17 protein-coding genes are annotated in these 15,295 nt (G+C 63.6%); 4 read left to right on the forward strand and 13 right to left on the reverse strand.

All coding sequences use genetic code 11. From position 1 onward, the window contains the following. From ABZN20_RS09965 to ABZN20_RS10020, 12 genes are all read right to left on the reverse strand, one after another. The gene (locus tag ABZN20_RS09965) at window positions 1–429 is read right to left on the reverse strand and encodes a type II toxin-antitoxin system VapC family toxin (protein WP_218807721.1); all 429 of its coding nucleotides are present in this window, start codon (window positions 427–429) and stop codon (window positions 1–3) included. Then, a complete protein-coding gene (locus ABZN20_RS09970; RefSeq protein ID WP_218807722.1) occupies window positions 426–659 on the reverse strand; it encodes a hypothetical protein in 234 nt (77 codons plus the stop codon). The genes ABZN20_RS09965 and ABZN20_RS09970 overlap by 4 nt, the downstream gene beginning before the upstream one ends. Before the next feature lie 58 nt (window positions 660–717). Beyond that, window positions 718–1,656, reverse strand: coding sequence for an ADP-ribosylglycohydrolase family protein (locus ABZN20_RS09975; protein WP_367025148.1), 939 nt, complete (start codon window positions 1,654–1,656; stop codon window positions 718–720). Window positions 1,657–1,769: 113 nt separating this feature from the next. Next, window positions 1,770–2,399 carry a c-type cytochrome gene (locus ABZN20_RS09980; RefSeq protein ID WP_218807724.1) on the reverse strand — a complete coding sequence of 210 codons (630 nt, stop codon included), beginning with the start codon at window positions 2,397–2,399 and terminating at the stop codon, window positions 1,770–1,772. Window positions 2,400–2,401: 2 nt separating this feature from the next. Beyond that, window positions 2,402–4,015: a b(o/a)3-type cytochrome-c oxidase subunit 1 gene (locus ABZN20_RS09985; RefSeq protein WP_367025149.1), complete on the reverse strand. Its 1,614-nt coding sequence runs from the start codon at window positions 4,013–4,015 to the stop codon at window positions 2,402–2,404. Continuing rightward, window positions 4,012–4,608 carry a cytochrome C oxidase subunit II gene (locus tag ABZN20_RS09990; protein WP_255556580.1) on the reverse strand — a complete coding sequence of 199 codons (597 nt, stop codon included), beginning with the start codon at window positions 4,606–4,608 and terminating at the stop codon, window positions 4,012–4,014. Before ABZN20_RS09990 ends, ABZN20_RS09985 begins: the two co-directional genes overlap by 4 nt. Before the next feature lie 85 nt (window positions 4,609–4,693). Continuing rightward, window positions 4,694–4,834, reverse strand: coding sequence for a hypothetical protein (locus ABZN20_RS09995; RefSeq protein WP_218807726.1), 141 nt, complete (start codon window positions 4,832–4,834; stop codon window positions 4,694–4,696). A 74-nt stretch (window positions 4,835–4,908) separates the two neighbouring features. Beyond that, on the reverse strand, window positions 4,909–6,354 hold the full coding sequence (locus ABZN20_RS10000; protein WP_367025150.1) for a cbb3-type cytochrome c oxidase subunit I: 1,446 nt from the start codon (window positions 6,352–6,354) through the stop codon (window positions 4,909–4,911). 2 nt (window positions 6,355–6,356) lie between these two features. After that, window positions 6,357–6,959 carry a c-type cytochrome gene (locus tag ABZN20_RS10005; RefSeq protein WP_218807728.1) on the reverse strand — a complete coding sequence of 201 codons (603 nt, stop codon included), beginning with the start codon at window positions 6,957–6,959 and terminating at the stop codon, window positions 6,357–6,359. A gap of 61 nt (window positions 6,960–7,020) precedes the next feature. Beyond that, entirely contained in the window at window positions 7,021–7,347 is a 327-nt protein-coding gene (locus ABZN20_RS10010; protein WP_218807729.1) for a hypothetical protein, read from the reverse strand. Next, window positions 7,344–8,516 carry an HPP family protein gene (locus tag ABZN20_RS10015; protein WP_367025151.1) on the reverse strand — a complete coding sequence of 391 codons (1,173 nt, stop codon included), beginning with the start codon at window positions 8,514–8,516 and terminating at the stop codon, window positions 7,344–7,346. Before ABZN20_RS10015 ends, ABZN20_RS10010 begins: the two co-directional genes overlap by 4 nt. A 174-nt stretch (window positions 8,517–8,690) precedes the next feature. Next, window positions 8,691–9,977, reverse strand: coding sequence for a transglycosylase SLT domain-containing protein (locus ABZN20_RS10020; RefSeq protein ID WP_218807731.1), 1,287 nt, complete (start codon window positions 9,975–9,977; stop codon window positions 8,691–8,693). Window positions 9,978–10,183: 206 nt separating this feature from the next. On the opposite strand from ABZN20_RS10020, the gene ABZN20_RS10025 reads away from it, so the two are divergent. Next, entirely contained in the window at window positions 10,184–10,501 is a 318-nt protein-coding gene (locus ABZN20_RS10025; RefSeq protein ID WP_255556581.1) for a c-type cytochrome, read from the forward strand. A 359-nt stretch (window positions 10,502–10,860) separates the two neighbouring features. Here the strand turns inward: ABZN20_RS10025 and ABZN20_RS10030 are convergent, their stop codons facing one another. After that, a complete protein-coding gene (locus ABZN20_RS10030; protein ID WP_218807732.1) occupies window positions 10,861–11,586 on the reverse strand; it encodes a hypothetical protein in 726 nt (241 codons plus the stop codon). Between the two features lie 756 nt (window positions 11,587–12,342). Here ABZN20_RS10030 and ABZN20_RS10035 point away from each other — a divergent pair. From ABZN20_RS10035 to ABZN20_RS10045, 3 genes are read left to right on the forward strand one after another with little or no spacing between them, the layout of a single operon-like run. Further along, window positions 12,343–13,485, forward strand: coding sequence for an ABC transporter permease (locus tag ABZN20_RS10035; protein WP_367025152.1), 1,143 nt, complete (start codon window positions 12,343–12,345; stop codon window positions 13,483–13,485). Between the two features lie 12 nt (window positions 13,486–13,497). Continuing rightward, a complete protein-coding gene (locus ABZN20_RS10040) occupies window positions 13,498–14,316 on the forward strand; it encodes an ABC transporter ATP-binding protein (RefSeq protein WP_218807734.1) in 819 nt (272 codons plus the stop codon). After that, window positions 14,303–15,292: an MlaD family protein gene (locus ABZN20_RS10045; protein WP_218807735.1), complete on the forward strand. Its 990-nt coding sequence runs from the start codon at window positions 14,303–14,305 to the stop codon at window positions 15,290–15,292. Before ABZN20_RS10040 ends, ABZN20_RS10045 begins: the two co-directional genes overlap by 14 nt. Window positions 15,293–15,295 lie beyond the last annotated feature (3 nt).

The following is a 15,295-nucleotide window of genomic DNA, read 5'->3' on the forward strand; positions in this document are numbered from 1 at the left end:
TTAGGAAGGTAACCGGAAATCGGCCAGCCAGACGATCCGCCCCAAACCGCACGCCTTGTCGTAATAACGCCGGTCGGCGGTGACCAAGGTGGCACCGGGGGTGTTCAGAGCGACGGCGTGGTAGAGGGTATCGAAAAGATGATGCCGGTGACGGATGGAAAGATCGATGGCGGTCGTATAGGTCTCTAAGGTATCAGCAAAGGCACATTCGATGCGCAACAGATCGGCGATGTCATCCGGGGCTTGTTCCGGCTTTTCCCGCGCGAGGACGGCGGCCACTTCCGCGATGAAGTGGGGTGGCTGGAGCAATTGAATCCGATCGTCGACCACGCCGGCCAAGATAGCCAATGCCAGGTCGCTGTCGGGCTCGTCGTCGCGGGTCTGAAAAAACCATTTGAGCGCGACGCTGGCATCGACCACCAGGATCATGGACGGCCTTCTTCCCGTGCGGCGCGCAGCTCTTCATCCGTAACGGCCGGGGCATGCCGGCGACGCTCGAGAATCCGGCCGATCGCGTCGGCGCCGCGCTGCTTGCGCGCCGCGCGCTCCACCGCTTCGCGCATCAGCTCGGCGATGATGGCGCTCTTGTTCTGGCCTTTGAAGGTTTCGTTGAAGGCGTTCTTGACGTCTTCCGGCACGCTGAAATTGACGGTCGCCATGGGGATTGCCTCGCTTGTTGAAAATTTCAACAAAGTATCGGCCAGGGCTGGGAGAAGATCAAACGCGCGCCAGACGCTCCAGCAGGCCCTCGACCCGGTCCCGCCCGCGCAGCTCGTCTTTCCAGTCGGCCGGGATGCCTTCGATCCCGAAGCGGATGCCGGCTAGGCCGCCGGCGATGCAGGCGGTGGTGTCGGTGTCGTTGCCGAAACCGACGGCGGCACGGATGACGGCGTCGTAGCTCGATGCCTCCAGCGCACGCAGCGCGCTCCAGAAGGTGTCTACGACGTAGCCGGTGCCGGCGGGATGTGCCCGTTGCGGCGCAGTCATGAGCACGTCGAGTTGCACCCGCTCGTCGTCATTCAGGAATTCACGCAACCCGCTGGCGAGGGTTTCGACCTCGGCGGTTTCGCCTTGCAGCAGCCGCCGCGCCAGCAGGCAGTACGTCGCACAGGCGACGCCGCTGCGGGGGTGCCCATGGGTGGGCCTGCCCTGCTCGATCGCCAGCCTCACCAGCTCCGCGTCAGCGCCCCTGTGCCACAGCGCCAGCGGCAGCACCCGCATCAGGGCGCCGTTGCCGTTGGCGTGCTCGTGCGCGTCGCCGGCCCGAGCGGCGGGTATCCCGGCGCGCATCCGGCTGAACGCGCGGGCGGTCTGCATGCCGATGTCGAACACCTGCCCGTCGGGAGTGTAGGCCCCCTCGTCGCACCAGGCCAGGAGGCGGGCGCCGAAATCCTCCAGGTCGAGCCGGCCGCATTCGAGCAGCGAATCGAGCAGGGCCAGTGCCTGGGCGCCATCGTCGGTCCAGGTGCCGGCGGGAACGAACGGATAGGTGGCGGGATAGCCGGACGGCGGCCGCATGGCGATGGCTTCGGGCGGCGGCAAGTCCGCGGCGGGTTTGAATTCATAGCAGCGGCCGACGGCATCGCCGATCAGCAAACCGTACAAGCCACCGGCAATGACGTTTCGGCGCGACAACACGGAAGCGTGGATGGACATGGGGCATTCTCCCTGACCCGGATGGGGAGGAGAAAGGATAGCGCAGGAGGGCGGCGTATCAGGTCGCAGACGAGGGCGCGACGGGAAACCGCGCCCTCCGTGCTGCCGGCATCTTATTTCAGCTTGGAGTAATAGTCGGCCAATTGCCGAATCTCGGCGTCACTGAGTTTGCCGGCGATCAGCCGCATGCGGCTGTAGATGTCGTTGGCGCGCTGGCCGCTCTTGTAGGCCAGGAGGGTCGCTTCGAGATAGGCCGCATTCTGGCCCGCCAGACGGGGCGTGTCGACCTTTTCGCCCTGCCCGGCCCCGCCGTGGCAACTCGAACAGGCCGGCTCCATGCGCCGGCCTTCCCCCCGTTCGGCGATGCCGGTGGCATCCGCCGCTCCGCCGGCACCGAGCATCGGCGCTTGTTTGCCGTACCAGGCGGCCAAATCGGCCATGTCCTGGTCGCTCAAGGCCGATGCCATGGCGTTCATGATCGTGGCCGGGTCCTGGCGGGTGCCGCTCTTGTAGTCCTGCAACTGGCGGTAGAGGTAGGTCGGCAACTGGCCGTTCAGGTTGGGATTGGCGCCGGTGCCGTCGTGGCAGCCGGCACAGGGGGCGGACAGCGCCTTGCCGCGGTCGGCGTCGCCCTTCTTGACGAAGTCGAGGGTCGCCGGCGTCCAGGCGACCTGGGTGGAAGGTGCCGCGGCGGCAGTGGCCGCCAGCGTCACGCCGATCGTCGCGAGCAGGATGGCTTTCATCTTCAATACCCCCAGGCGGTCGGGCTATGGGTTTTCAGCAGGAAAAACTGGAGGATGGGATAGCCGTAGCTCAGCGCCATCAGCACCAGGATCAGGCGGTTCCAGAGGGCGAATCCGTTCAGCCACGCCGGCGCCCACGGGGCGGAATCGTCCGCCGCTTCCACTCTGGCCTCCACCTTTTCGCCGGCGGCCTGGGTCTTGTACAGCAGATAGACGAACAGGCCGGCGGAACCCAGCAGGATGAGTCCGCCGATGACCATGGCCACTTCGTACGGATCCCAGGAAAGGGTGAGGACGCTGTTGTACTGCACCGAAGAAATCCGCCGCGGCTGGCCCAAAAGGCCCAGCACATGCCAGGGCGTGGTCATGATGACCATGCCGATGAACCAGCCCCACAGCTGCACCAGGGGCAGGTCTTCGGAATACAGCTTGCGTCCGCACAGTTCCGGCCAGAGTTTGTAGGCGACGGCGAGATACATGGTGACCACGGTGCCGGCGAAGATCAGGTGGAAATGGCCGGGCACCCAGGCGGTGTTGTGGACCATGGCATTCATGGCATAGCTGGCGTTGACGATGCCGCCGAAGCCCCCGAGCACCAGCATGAGCAGGGACAGGATCGCCGCCAGCACCATCGGGTTCTTCCACGGCAGTGCGCCGATCCAGCCGAACAGCCCGGTACCCCCCTGCCTGCGCCCGGCCATCTCCAGCGAGGCGATGACGGTGAAGCCGGTCAGCAGGGTGGGAATGGCGACCGCGAAGGTGCCGACCATGTGCAGGAATTTCCAGCCTGCGGCCTGTTCGGGATCCATGTAGAGATGGTGGAAGCCGATGGGCAGGCCGAGCACCAGGATCAGCACGAACGCCGTGCGCGCCAGCACGTCGCTGAACAGCTTGCCGCCGGCGGCCTGCGGCACGTAGCAGTACAGCGCGATGTAGGCCGGGATCAGCCAGAAGTAGACGATGGGGTGCAGGGTCCAGGCGAACAGGGTGCGCGCCAGACCGACGTCGATGGTGTCGGTCAACCCGAGCGCCCATGGCAACAACTGGAATACCGACTCCAGGGCCACACCGAGGCTGGTCCACAACCACAGCAGGGCGTTGGCTGCGGTGGCGAACATCGGCAGCGGCACCGTTTCGCCGGGATGGTCCTTTTTCCATTGGGCGAACATGACCAGCATGATCGCGCACCAGAACCACGAGCCCACCACCAGGAGCGTCGCTCCGATATAGAAGAAGACGTTGGCCTGGATCGGCGGGTAGAAGGTATACAGCACCGATGCCTTGCCCAGCAGGAGCGGGACCGCCGCCAGCACTACCCCGACCACGCAAACCCCGTAGCCCGCCCAGGCGAGTTGCGGATTCCACACCGGCCGCCGGAGACTTTGCGCCGCCGTGTAATAGCCGAAGCCCATGATGAAAAAGGTCGTAAGCACGAAGGCCATCAGCACGCCGTGGGTGCTGACCGAGGCGAAATAGACGGCGGGCGACTGCAGGAAGGCGAACAGTCCGCTGCGCTCCAGAACCTGGTACATGCCGAAGAAACAGGCCAGGCCGAACGCCCCGAAGGCCACCCAGAAGTTGAAGAGCGTGAGGCGAGTCGTAGTTGCATCGTTCATGGCTGCTTTCCTCCGGTCGCGGGCGCACGCCAGTTTTCCTGGGCGACGACGGTCACCTTGCTCCACATGTGGTCATGGCCCAGGCCGCAGTATTCGTTGCACAACATGGGATATTCCCCCGGCTTGGGGAAAACGCTGACCACCTCGGACACATAGCCCGGCACGATCATGGTGCTCATGTTGGTCATGGGGATGTGGGCGCCGTGCAGCACGTCCATGCTGGCCATCCGGAACACGATCCGGCGCCCCGCCGGCACCTCGATTTCCCGCGGATAGAAGCCGTAACGGCCGGCCACCAGCCGGACCTGGAGGGAACCGTCGGGAAGCGGCTCGGGCTGCACGCCCAGCTTGTCCTCGGCGAATTCCTGGCTCAGATGCAAGCTGGCCGAATCGATGGTTTCGACATGGCTGGGCGGATGGACGCCGTGCATGGCTGCGGTGACGACGATCGCGCCGACGAACAGGCCGATCATGGCGACGGACACGAACAGCCACTTCCTTTCCAGCTCATTGATTTCCAGCCGGGACATTTCTTCCCCCAGCCCCGCCATTTTTTCGTGGAACCACTTCTTGTCTGGAAAACGGATTCGCATAACCTTTTCCCCTTATTTTTCGTTGACGCGCCGGTTTCGCGCTGCGGGGAAGCGTTGCCCCGCGGGCAGGTCTGTTTTGGGATCGCTAACCCACTTGGCCGCGGGGCAGGAACACCCCGAAATAGAGGAACAACCAGGCCGCGGTCATCCCCAGAGCCACCAGGCAAAGCAATACCCACGTGCCCCGCGGCGCTTCTTCGTGTCCGGAATCGTGTTCAGCTGACATAACCCCTCTCCAAGCCGTTGAAAAAAAAATCAAACCCGCCACGGGCCGCACGAGCCTACACATGGCTCTCCTGACTATCCGGCCTCGGCTGCGAGCTGCGGCGCCCGGCGCATCTCACCCACGCCGATGGTGAGGAGATCCCACACCAGCAGCAAGACACCCGCCAACGTCACCACACCGAACACCAGGCGCCAGGCCATGGCCTGCTGGAACCAAGGATGCTGCTGGGCAGCGAAATAACCACCCCAGGTCGAGCCCTCCACCGCCCGTTCGATGAACGACTGCTCGTAGCCGGCGATCAATAGCGCCACCGTCATGCCGATCACGCCGAGATTGAGCAAGGCGAGCGCCCATTTCCACTTCCAGCCGCCACCGGCCAAGCCGCCACCCAGCCAGATATTACCCCGCCAAGTTTGCATGGCGATGTAGAAGAACGCGATGTTGATGGTGGCATAGGCGCCGAAGAAGGCCAGGTGGCCGTGCGACGCCGTCCATTGGGTGCCGTGGGTGTACAAATTGATCTGCGGCAGGGTATGCATGAAGCCCCAGACGCCTGCACCGAGAAAATTGCCGAAGGTGTGGGCGATGATCCAGGCCAGCGCCGGATGGTTGCCGTTCTTGAACTTGTGGACGCCGGCGTCGTACACCGAATGCACCACCATGGCGACCAGAGGAATCGGCTCCAGCGCCGAGAAGAAGCCGCCGATGGAGAACCAGTAATCCGGCGTGCCGATCCAGAAATAATGATGGCCGAGGCCGAGGATGCCTGAGCCGAACATCAGCGCCACTTCGATGTACAGCCAGGTTTCCACGATCCGGCGCCGCACGCCGAGCACGTGCATCAGGCCCCAGGCCATGATGCAGCCGACCAGGACCTCCCAGGTCGCCTCCACCCACAGGTGGATGACCCACCACCACCAGTACTGGTCCGCCGTGATGTTGGTCAGATAGAACATGCCGGCGCAATACAGTCCCGCCAGAGCGACCAGGTCCAGGGTCAGCACGCCGGCGATGCCGGACCAGCGGCCTTTCGAGAAAGTGGCGGCGACGTTGTAGAAGAACACGCCCAGCACGGCGACGATGCCGAGGTCGGCCCAGCGCGGGGCTTCGAGGTATTCGCGGCCCTCGTTGACGAACCAGCGGGTGAGGTCGTTGCCGGGACCGGTCTGAACCAGCAGGTAGACCACCACCACGACGGCGACCGCCGCGGTCAGCACCCAGAACGCCAGGTTGCCCAAGCCCAGCCCGACGATGCGGGTGCCGCTCTCCTCCTCCAGCAGCCAGTACACCGCTCCGACGAAGCCGTACAGCATCCATACCACCATGGCGTTGATGTGCACCATGCGGTTGACGCTGAAATCGAGCACGTTGTAGAGGAAATCCGGCCGGACGAACTGGATCGCGGCCGCCAGACCGAACAGCATCTGAGCCAGGAACAGCACGACCGCGACGCTGAAATACTTGACCGCCAGTTGCTGCCCCCCGTTGAGGTTGGCGCTATCGATGATTCCGGTGCGCATGTTCAGTCCTCCTGGCGGCCGATGGTCTTGAAGTTGGTGGGAAAGCCGTTGGTGTCGATGGCCGACATCCATTTCAGGAAGGCGACGATGGCATGGGCTTCGGCGTCGGTGATCCCGAGTTTTGGCATCTTGCGCCCCGAGCTGAAGGTGACGGCGTTCTTCTCGGGATCCAGCAGGAAGGCCAGCATCCGGGCTTCGCGCTCCTCGACGCTGCCCCAGTTGGGATCGAGCCAGGCCTTGGTGAGATCGGGAGCGTAATAGGCGCCGTTGCCGAGCAGGGTGTGGCAGTTCATGCAGTTCTTGGCCTGCACCGTCTTCTTGCCCTGGGTGACCAGAGCTGCCGCCTCTTCCTCACTCAGAGGCCGACCGAACAGCGGTTCGTCGCCACCGAATACCGGGCGGTAGCGGTTCTGGCTGTAATCGAAGCGGTAGTCGATGACCTTGTTGATCACGCTGTAGGCCTGCACCCGGCTGCCGCCGACCGCGGTCTTCGACAGCGTGTCGAAGGTCAGGATGATGAGGATGACGAAAGAACCGGCCGTGACCCAGATCGCGACCTTTTTCCAAAAGCTCTCGGAAGCCCAGACGGGCGGTGTGGTACTCATGCCAACTCCCCCTTGCGGTTGCCCTTGTTGTCAAAACCGGCACGATCTTCGACGATGAGGATCAGTCCCCTGGCGGAGCCCTGGAACTTCTTTCGAGACGATGGCTGGCGGCGCACAAATGCCAGATACCGTGAGGAGCCAGCAGGTAACCGACCAGCATCAGAACCACCACCCCCTGCCACGCGCCATTCAGGTGGGCGGTCCGGGCCAGCAGCAGCACGGCAGCGGCCAATGCCGCATAACAGACGTAGGCCCCAGCCAGCCACCGCCGCCGGTTCTTCAAGCGCGCCCAGGCGAACAGTCCCGCGTATCCCGCCCCTCCGACGACGATCGCCGCGGCGGCCACGAACACCAGCCGGAGATCCTCCGGGTCGACAGGCTCGATCACGAAGCCACCGCCATCGCCGGCTGAGTCAGGCCAGTGGGAACACTGCGGTAGAGGGCTGCGATCAAATCGGTTTGCGTCACCAGGCCGACCAGCTTGCCGCGCTCGTCGACGATAGGTACCTGGTGGACGCCGTGTTCGCTCAGCAGCCGGGCCAGTTCGGAGATATGCACGTCTTGCCGGGCGGTAATGGCGGGCGCGGTCATGATCTGGCCGACGACCTCCGGTTTGCTCGAGGTCACCCCGGGCGAGGGAAGCAGGAGCGCCTTCAGCCTCGCGCTCAGGCTGCCGAAGCTTTCGGCGCGGGTGTGGCGGAAGAAGTCCTTGAGCGTGACGATGCCGATGACATGCCGCCCCCGGTCCACCACAGGCAAGGCCCGAACGCCCTCGCGCTGCATCAGTTGCCAGATCGACTCCAGATCGTCGCCGAATTCGGCGGTCAACGGCTGGGGGGTCATGATACGGGCGCAGGTGGTCTCGCCGAAGGTGCGGCGGAACGCCCGGCTGGCGGCGAAGTGGTAGATATCGCTCAGTTCGTCGGCGCTGACGTCGACGAACACCCCGATGTCCTGGAGGGCCGCGTGAAAGTCCTCGGCCCGGATGCCGATGCGCTCCAGCGGGCTGGGCGGATGAGGCTCGGTCTTGGGAGCCGGTCTGGCGGCATGCACCCAGCGGCTGTAGAGCCGGGAAACCGCCAGGATGACCGCCACGTTCACCGCCAGCGGCGTCAGCAGGAACTGGAACCCCAGCGCCCGGATGCCGGCATCCCCCAGCACCGGGATCAAGGCGGACGCGCCGCCCGGCGGATGCAGACAGCGCGCGAGTTGCATGGCGAAGATGGCCAGTCCCACCGCCAGCGCCGCCGCCGGCCAGGTATCCGGCACCCAGCGGGCGCACAGAATGCCGATCAGGCCGGAAATCAGGTGTCCGCCTATGAGGGACCAGGGCCGCGCCATGGGGCTGTGCGGCACCACGAACAGGATCACCGCCGAGGCCCCCATCGACGCGACCAGGGTCTTCAAGCCGCCCCCCTCGACGAACCGGCTGCTGATCACGCCGATGAGGAATATCGCCAGCCCTGCGGCCAGGGCGGAGCGGAATTGTTCCGGGAAGCTGGTCAGCAAGGGCTCGGGCCGCCACAGACGAGGAAACTTCAAGCGTTTGATTTGCATCGAGATCCCTAAGGCTGAACCTTCGCCGACGAATCCGGCGGACCCGCAGGGCATTTCCGTGAACACGAGAATGCCCGCGGCAATAACATGTATTATGAGTGCATATTATTGCGCGGCATACGCATGTCAAGCCGTTCCGGAACGGATCGCTGAGAAATCCACGATCCACTTTCCTCAGGCCGGATAGATCAGCAGTTCCTGGCCGGGCTTGAGGCGGCTGTTGGGCGTCAGGCCGTTCCAGCCGGCCAGGGCCGTTTCGGAAACCCCGACGCGCTTGGCGATGGCGGCAAGCGTTTCCCCTTTCTTCACCACGATGGTCTTCGCCGACACCAGTTCCGCCCCATCGAGGCTGGCGGCCATGGCCTGAGCGTTCTTCAGCGGGAGCATCAGGCCATACTTGTGCTGGGGAGCGTCGTGGAGGGACTTCAGTGCCGGATTCAAAAGCTTGAACACCGGCTCCGGCAGGCCAGCGGCATTGCCGACGTCAGCCGGCCGGATACCGGGCTCGATCTCCACCCGCGCCAGGACCGGCGTACCCGGCACCGGTTCGAGTTTGAGGCCGTAGCGGTCGGGGCCCGCGAGGATGCGCGACAGCGCAAGAATTTTCGGCACGTAGCCACGGGTCTCGGGCGGCAGGGGCAGGCTCCAGAAATCGGTGCCACGGCCCGCCGCGCGGTTGCTCGCGATCGCATGCTGAACCGCGCCCTCCCCCGCGTTGTAGGCGGCCAGGGCCAGCAGCCAGTCGCCCTGGAACCGGCTGTGCAGATGCTGCAAATAAGACAAGGCGGCGCCGGTGGAAGCGTGAATGTCATAGCGGCCATCGTAGTCCACAGCCATCTCCACGCCGAAACGTTGGCCCGTGGCGGGAATCAACTGCCACAAGCCGGCGGCGGTCTTCGCCGAAAGCGCGCCCGGGTCGCATGCACTCTCCACCATCGGCACCAGCACCAGATCCAGCGGCAAGCCCCGGCGCTCGACCTCGCCGACCAAATAATGCAGAAACGGCTCGGCCCGTTTGGCCAGGCCACGAACCCGCGCCGGCCTGTCCCGAAATCCCGCCAGTTCCGTTTCGACCGATTCATGGTTCCAGCGGGCGAGTTCGAGACGCTCCCTGACGTAATGCCACAAACCGTTCTTGTGGGTCTTGGGCGGACCGACGGGAATCACCCGGATACCCTTGCCCGACAGACGCTGGACCGGCTCGGGCGCCGCGTTCTCCGGCGCCATCGCCGTCTGAACCGGGACGGCGTCGGACTCCAGCGACCTGAAGTAGTCCGCCAGCAGGGTTTCGATCAGGTCCCCGTCGGCGGAGGAGTTCAGGCGCGGAATCCGGTCGTCGCCGGCATCGGCCTCCTCGGCTTCGCTCGTGTCCTCCAACATGGCCAGCCGGAAAGGCGCTTCGGCGCATCCGGCAAGCAGCGACAGCAGCACGGCGGCTATCGTGAATCGTGGCAAGCTCATTTCCAGCGGTCCTGTTGTGGTCTGGACGAGATTCGGCCCTCATAACGTATAGCAGCGAAATGGCGTCTGTTCAAAAAATCCAAGCCGCGGATTCTTGTTGTGAGCGACATGGCCGTGCCATCATCCGGCGGGCGCGCTCGCACGGCGTGGACACCGCGCGGAACGAGCGCCGCGGTTCACCATCATCCAAGTGGAGGAGAACGACCATGCGAAAGAGAACGATGCAACTCGCCTTGTCCGCCGCCATCGGCGCCGCTGTCAGCGGCCCTGCGCTGGCCAGCGAGGAACTCGCCAAAGCCAAGAACTGCGTCATGTGCCATTCGGTCGACAAGAAAATCCTGGGGCCGGCATTCAAGGACGTCGCCCAGAAATACGCCGGCCAGCAAGGCGCCGACGCCAAGCTCGCCGAAAAAGTGATGAAGGGAGGCTCCGGCGCCTGGGGCACCATGGCGATGCCCCCCAATCCACAGGTCAATGAAGAAGAAGCGAAACAACTGGTGCAGTGGATTCTGAGCCTGAAATAGGCGTGAACCGGCTTGACGAAAATCTGTATCCTTCAAGGTACAACGAGTCAAACCCCTGTAAATCCCCCGCGGAACCGGGGGATTTACCTCGGCTCACAAATCTTACGTCTGACTTCAGGGACGCTCCTCCGATAGGCGGAGCGTCCCCTGCAACGATGGGTGGGCACCTTGTTAGCCATGGCTGGCCTCAGCATGCAGCCATCAATTCATCCCGGTGAAGCTGCTTCCAGGCCGTGCAGGAAATATAGCCATGACTCACTTGAGTAATTCTCCTCTCTTATGTGGCTAACGACCGAGCTCCGCGGCGATCGCTGGAGCGCCTGGTTGGGCGACATATCCAGGCCTGTTAGGGAAGCAAATCATGCAGAAAGCACATCTGCTAGAGCGCGGAGGAGTTTTGCCCCATCTCCGCGCCATGCGCTGCCGTGCATGCACGCGAGTGTTTGTGGATTTGTCGAGGCTAACTTTTCAAGCATCACATATGCGTTCTTCGTGTGCGAGAAGTAATCCATCGCGTGACGGAAAGCCTCGCTCGGCCCAAGAATGTCCGACTCCGTGACGGGCGGGAGATTGGCGCCACCCTGGGTGAACAGGTCGCCACAGAGTAACGTAGAGGTTCGTTCCTCCATCAGAAAACCGCATTCCCACGCGTGCGGCAGATGCGGCGCGTCCAGCCAGCGCACGCAGTGCTTACCCAGAAGAAGCGGCTCTCCGTCGGCAAGCGCGTGGGGTGCCCGATCAGCGAGGTCACTAATCGATACCATGGCAGCAACCGCGCCGCACAATGGTACGGACTGCGGCGCGATGGCAAGCCATTCATTGAGCGAGCCACACTCGTCGGCCTCAACATGGGAGAGCCCAATGTAACGAAGGCTCTCGACGGGCAAAACGCTTCCCACCGCTTCACACACCAGCGGAAACATCTTTCGCGGACCCGTGTGGAAAAGCAGTGGTTCATCATCCATGATGAGGTACTGGTTGAACGAGAACCCGCCTCCTTCGCTCGGGACCGGCGTGTTGATGCGATAGATGCCGTCAGCAACCTCATGCACATTCGTCCCGGACCGGCTGTTCGTAACGGTCATCAGACTCTCCTTTCACTCGATTGGGCAATTGTGGTGTTCAGCTGCTTGTCGACCAACGCCCAAGCTCAGGCGCGTAGTGAAACGGAGTCGCCTGGAGCGATTGGTGTACACCCGACATGGGCATGAACTGATGGGGTGTAAGTCCCCTGTAGGAGTACCTGAACCTGTCCATGCGACAGTTATAACTACTAGCCGACGGCAAGGGCAAGTCTGCGAGGGTTTGTCTGAAGGAAGCCCGAGCGCAAAGGTGCGAGCCGACGGACAGAAACTGCGTAGAAGGGGCTGTCGTGCCAGGAATCTGAAGGGCGGACATCCGGCAACCGACATTGGGGACTTCGGCCGGTGCCTCCACGCGGAAGAACGGCACACACGGACCGTTCAGCAGCGTCTGTTCAAAGTCGAGTCCCACAGGCCAAGTCGCCCCGACGCTGTATATCGCAATCTATCCACCTGCGCTCATTTCTGTGTCAGGCCAACAATTGATTGAATCGTTTCATATTGTATCAGTTTCCCCCACCCCAACCCTCTCAAATAGGGGTATATATGACATTACTTTCATGATCCTTAGTACGTGTCGACAATTGTGAGAACGTCCGGTTTTTTCACAAACTCTGAGGGGGCGGAATGGCGATACGGAAAGGTACGGCTGTCATACATGCCGTTTTCCGCTTGGTATGGCCGGCGACATGGCGGCGGCCGTCCGATGTTGCGATAATCTGTCAATCTCTTTCCTGCTCCGCGCCTTAACTTGTCTGCATGTCCAAGGAACCCGAACCGGGCCGAAAACTGAGCATCGAAAGCCGGGGGGACGCCCTGATCCTCGCTCTGAGCGGCAACTGGACGCGCGAGGGCATTGGGGACGGCGATGCCGGACTTCCCGGCATCGTCGAGCAGCTTCCCGAATCCGCGACCGTTTCCTTTAGAACCGACGCCCTGGCGGCTTGGGACAGCACCCTGCTGACCTTCCTGGTACGCGTCCTCGATACGTGCCGCCGACGCGGTATCGCCGTCGTGCCGGACGGCCTGCCCGCCGGCGTGCAAGGGTTGCTGAACCTGGCTTACGCGGTGCCCGAGCGCCAGGACGCGCGCCGGACCGAGACCAATCCCGGATTTCTGGAAAGCGTGGGCCTGCGCGCCCTGACGGTCTGGCACCTGGCCGGCAGCCTGCTCGGCTTCATCGGCGAGGCCTCGCTCAGCGTCCTCCGCCTGTTCGGCGGGCGCGCACGACTTCGATGGGTCGATTTCTGGCTGTTCGTGGAGGAGGCCGGGGCGCGGGCGCTGCCGATCGTGACGCTCATCAGCCTGCTGGTGGGCATGATCCTGGCGTTCGTGGGTGCGCACCAGTTGTCGATGTTCGGTGCGGAGATCTACATCGCCGGCGCCGTCGGCATCGGCATGGTGCGCGAGATGGGCGCGATGATGACGGCCATCATCATGGCCGGACGGACCGGCGCCGCCTATGCCGCCCAGATCGGGACGATGCAGGTCAACCAGGAAATCGACGCGCTCAAGACCATGGGCATCAACCCCATGGATTTCCTGGTGCTGCCGCGCATGCTGGCCCTTGTCCTCATGATGCCGGTCCTGTGCATCTATGCCGACATCATGGGCATCGCCGGCGGCGCGCTGGTGGGGATCAGCACTTACGGGATTTCCCGCTCGGAGTTCCTGAACGAGCTGCAGAAGTTCGTCCATTTCGGCGACATCGCGGTGGGCCTCTTCAAGTGCACGGTGTTCGGCGTGCTGGTTGCGCTGGCGGGCTGCCTGCGCGGCATGGAATGCGGGCGGAGTTCCGCCGCCGTCGGTCTTGCCACGACCTCGGCGGTGGTCACGGCGATCATGCTGATCGTGGCTTCCGATGCGGTCATGACGGTCGTCACGACCATCCTGCATCTTTAGGAAATCCGGCCTATGGCGGAACCCCACATTCGCGTCACCGGCCTGACCCTGGCCTATGGCGACTTCGTCATCCAGCGGGACTTGAGCTTCACGGTCAACCGCGGCGATGTGTTCATCATCATGGGCGGCAGCGGCTGCGGCAAGAGCACGCTGCTGCGGCACATGATCGGCCTGCAGAAGCCGGCCGCCGGCCATGTTTATTACGATGGCCAGGGATTGTGGGACGTTTCCGAAGCCGAGCGGGCGCGGTTGATGCGGCGCTTCGGCGTGCTTTACCAGAACGGCGCTTTGTGGAGTTCGATGACCCTGGCCGAAAACGTCGCGCTGCCCCTGACCGAATGCACTCGGCTCGGCCCGGCCGAAATCCGCGAACTGGTTTCGCTCAAGCTGGCCCTGGTCGGCTTGGCCGGCTTCGAGGACTACTACCCTTCGGAAATCAGCGGCGGTATGCAGAAGCGGGCCGGTCTGGCGCGGGCCATGGCGCTGGACCCGGAAATCCTGTTCTTCGACGAGCCTTCCGCCGGTCTCGATCCGGTCAGCGCCAAGCTGCTGGACGATCTGATCCTGCACCTGCGCGACAGCCTGGGCAGCACCGTCGTCGTGGTCACCCACGAACTGGCCAGCATCTTCGCCATCGGCAACAATTCCGTTTTCCTCGATGCCGAATCGCATACCATGATCGCCTCGGGCGATCCGCGTAAACTGCTGGCCGAGAGCGACGATCCGCGGGTGCTGGCTTTCCTGACCCGCGGCGGGGCCAAGAGCACGGCCGGTGCAACGTCCGAACAAGAAACCCAGGCAGGTCCATGGTATTCCGATGAACAAGGCTAATCCCACCCTGATCGGCGGCTTCGTGGTGGGCGGCATCGTGCTGCTGGTGGTTTGCGTGCTGCTGTTCACCCAGCTCAAAGTCAGCGATGCCATGCGGTTCGTGGTGTACTTCACCGAATCCGTGAACGGGCTGAACGTCGGCGCGCCGGTGAAGGTCAAGGGCGTCGCGGTAGGCAACGTCGTCGACATTCGCGTGCTCGCAGACATGGACGGCAGCCGCGTCCTGACGCCGGTGGTGATCGAAGTGGACCCGAACAAGATGGTCGACCGCTCCGGTCATGTCTCGAAAAAGCGCAACCGCAGCATCCAGCCGTTGATCGAACGCGGGCTGCGGGCCCAGCTTCAAGTGCAGAGCCTCGTGACCGGCCAGCTCTACGTCGCCCTGGATTTCCTCCCCTACACGCCCGTCGATCTGGTCGGAAGCACCCTGGACTTCCACCCCTACGAGGAAATCCCGGCCATTCCCTCCAGCAAGGAAAAAATCACCAACACCATCGACGAGGTGGTTTCCGAATTCCGCCAACTGCCGCTGCACGAGATCGCGGCTGCGCTGGTCGCTTCCATCCGGCGGGCGGAGGCGCTGCTCAATTCGCCGAAAATCGAGTCGATACTGACCTCGACCGACCAGGCATTGCAGCAGGTCAACGCCACGCTCAAGGAATCGCGGGCCCGCCTGGGGCCCATGCTCGCCAACCTGGACGGTGCCATCGGCGATCACCGGCGGCTGACCAACGATCTGGACCGCGAGGTTCAGCCGACACTCAAGCGCCTGGACGAGACCCTGCTTGCCGCCACCTCCGCCATGCGCCGGATCGACGGCGCCGCCGGCAGCGTCAACGATCCCGTACTCCAGCACACGCTCGATGCGGCGATCGACGAAGTATCCCAGGCGGCGCGGGCCATCCGGGTGCTGAGCGACTTCATCCAGCGCAACCCGAACGCCTTGATCGTGGGCAAGGAAAACGACGGAGATTGAGCC

Source organism: Methylococcus sp. ANG (assembly GCF_040730495.1).
Lineage (GTDB): Bacteria > Pseudomonadota > Gammaproteobacteria > Methylococcales > Methylococcaceae > Methylococcus.

What these genes read in the sequence shown, in the direction of transcription:
- ABZN20_RS10005 (WP_218807728.1), bottom strand. Translation starts at nt 6,959, where the DNA reads ATGAGTACCACACCGCCCGTCTGGGCTTCCGAGAGCTTTTGGAAAAAG.
- ABZN20_RS10030 (WP_218807732.1), bottom strand. Translation starts at nt 11,586, where the DNA reads ATGACCGTTACGAACAGCCGGTCCGGGACGAATGTGCATGAGGTTGCT.
- ABZN20_RS09990 (WP_255556580.1), bottom strand. Translation starts at nt 4,608, where the DNA reads ATGCGAATCCGTTTTCCAGACAAGAAGTGGTTCCACGAAAAAATGGCG.
- ABZN20_RS09980 (WP_218807724.1), bottom strand. Translation starts at nt 2,399, where the DNA reads ATGAAAGCCATCCTGCTCGCGACGATCGGCGTGACGCTGGCGGCCACT.
- ABZN20_RS09965 (WP_218807721.1), bottom strand. Translation starts at nt 429, where the DNA reads ATGATCCTGGTGGTCGATGCCAGCGTCGCGCTCAAATGGTTTTTTCAG.
- ABZN20_RS09975 (WP_367025148.1), bottom strand. Translation starts at nt 1,656, where the DNA reads ATGTCCATCCACGCTTCCGTGTTGTCGCGCCGAAACGTCATTGCCGGT.
- ABZN20_RS10020 (WP_218807731.1), bottom strand. Translation starts at nt 9,977, where the DNA reads ATGAGCTTGCCACGATTCACGATAGCCGCCGTGCTGCTGTCGCTGCTT.
- ABZN20_RS10015 (WP_367025151.1), bottom strand. Translation starts at nt 8,516, where the DNA reads ATGCAAATCAAACGCTTGAAGTTTCCTCGTCTGTGGCGGCCCGAGCCC.
- ABZN20_RS09995 (WP_218807726.1), bottom strand. Translation starts at nt 4,834, where the DNA reads ATGTCAGCTGAACACGATTCCGGACACGAAGAAGCGCCGCGGGGCACG.
- ABZN20_RS10045 (WP_218807735.1), top strand. Translation starts at nt 14,303, where the DNA reads ATGAACAAGGCTAATCCCACCCTGATCGGCGGCTTCGTGGTGGGCGGC.
- ABZN20_RS10000 (WP_367025150.1), bottom strand. Translation starts at nt 6,354, where the DNA reads ATGCGCACCGGAATCATCGATAGCGCCAACCTCAACGGGGGGCAGCAA.
- ABZN20_RS09970 (WP_218807722.1), bottom strand. Translation starts at nt 659, where the DNA reads ATGGCGACCGTCAATTTCAGCGTGCCGGAAGACGTCAAGAACGCCTTC.
- ABZN20_RS10040 (WP_218807734.1), top strand. Translation starts at nt 13,498, where the DNA reads ATGGCGGAACCCCACATTCGCGTCACCGGCCTGACCCTGGCCTATGGC.
- ABZN20_RS10025 (WP_255556581.1), top strand. Translation starts at nt 10,184, where the DNA reads ATGCGAAAGAGAACGATGCAACTCGCCTTGTCCGCCGCCATCGGCGCC.
- ABZN20_RS10035 (WP_367025152.1), top strand. Translation starts at nt 12,343, where the DNA reads ATGTCCAAGGAACCCGAACCGGGCCGAAAACTGAGCATCGAAAGCCGG.
- ABZN20_RS09985 (WP_367025149.1), bottom strand. Translation starts at nt 4,015, where the DNA reads ATGAACGATGCAACTACGACTCGCCTCACGCTCTTCAACTTCTGGGTG.